The 1494-nt window shown below is 72.5% G+C and carries 1 protein-coding gene; it reads left to right on the top strand.

Annotation, left to right across the window (positions count from 1 at the left end; translation table 11 throughout):
- Positions 1-1494: condensation domain-containing protein (locus AB0D48_RS37405; RefSeq protein ID WP_362407831.1), on the top strand; the 1494-nt coding region annotated here is incomplete at both ends.

Here is a 1494-nt window from a genome sequence, read left to right as displayed (position 1 = left end):
CGGGCCCGGACCGCGCTGGGTGCGCGGTCCCGTCCGGCCGAGGTTCCCCTTTCCCCGGCCCAGCGCCGCCTGTGGTTCCTCAACCGCTTCGAAGGCGTGCAAGGCACCTACAACGTGCCGATGGCCGTGCGCATCTCCGGCTATCTCGACGTCACGGCGCTGCGTGCGGCGCTCGCCGACGTGGTCGCCCGCCACGAGAGCCTGCGCACCGTCTTCCCCGAGGTCGGCGGCGACCCGCGTCAGCGCATCCTCGAGCCCGGAGAGGCCGTACCCGAGATCCCCGTGATCGGCGTCGGCGAGGACGAGCTCGCGCGTGCCCTGGAGTCGGCCGCCGACCGGGGCTTCGACCTCGCCACGGACCTGCCCGTAAGAGCCTGGCTGTTCGCGCTCAACGGCAGTGAGTACGTACTGCTGCTGGTGGTGCACCACATCGCGGGTGACGGCTGGTCGCTGGCCCCGCTCGCCCGCGACCTGGGCGAGGCGTACGCGATCCGGGTCCGGGGCGCGGCTCCCGCGTGGGAGCCGCTGCCGGTGCAGTACGCCGACTACACCCTCTGGCAGCAGGAGGTCCTGGGCGACGAGGCCGATCCGCAGAGCCCGCTCGCACAGCAGGTCGACCACTGGCGGCACGCCCTGGCCGGGCTGCCCGAGGAGCTGAGCCTGCCCACCGACCGGCCTCGCCCGGCCGCGGCGAGCCACCGCGGCGACGTCGTGCCGGTGCGCATCCCCGCCGAGACGCACCAGCGGCTCGCCGAGCTGGCCCGGGAGAGCCGGGCGAGTGTGTTCATGGTGGTGCAGGCGGCGCTCGCCACGCTGTTGTCGCGGCTCGGTGCCGGTGACGACATCCCGCTGGGATCGCCCATCGCCGGCCGTACGGACGAGGCGCTGGACGACCTGGTCGGGTTCTTCGTCAACACGCTGGTGCTGCGTACGGATGTGTCGGGTGACCCCACCTTCCGTGAGCTGGTGGCCCGGGTACGGGAGACGGACCTGGCTGCATACGCCAACCAGGACGTGCCGTTCGAGCGGCTGGTGGAGGTCCTCAACCCCGCCCGGTCCCTCGCCCGCCACCCCCTGTTCCAGGTGATGCTCGCCTTCCACAACAACACGGAAGCGGCGCTCGAGCTGCCCGGAGTGAAGATCACCGGACAGCAGGTCGGTTTCAAGACGGCCAAGTTCGACCTGCTCGTCTCGCTGGGCGAGGCGCGCGACGCCGCCGACCGGGCGGCGGGCATCGACGGGTCCATCGAGTACGCGGTCGACCTCTTCGACCGCGACACGGTGGAGCGCATCGGCGCACGTCTGGTCCGTCTGCTGGAGGCGGTCGCGGCCGCCCCGGACACCCGGATCGGCTCGGTCGACGTGCTGGCGGCCGAGGAGCGGCAGCAGCTGCTCGTCGGCTGGAACGACACGGCGCGGGATGTGGCGGGGTCGCCGTTGCCGGTGTTGTTCGAGGAGCAGGTGGCGCGGACGCCGGATGCGGTGGCGGTGGTG

It is taken from the genome of Streptomyces sp. NPDC048269 (assembly GCF_040652395.1).
Taxonomy (GTDB): Bacteria; Actinomycetota; Actinomycetes; order Streptomycetales; family Streptomycetaceae; genus Streptomyces.
This window is presented reverse-complemented; position numbering and strand designations above follow the sequence as displayed.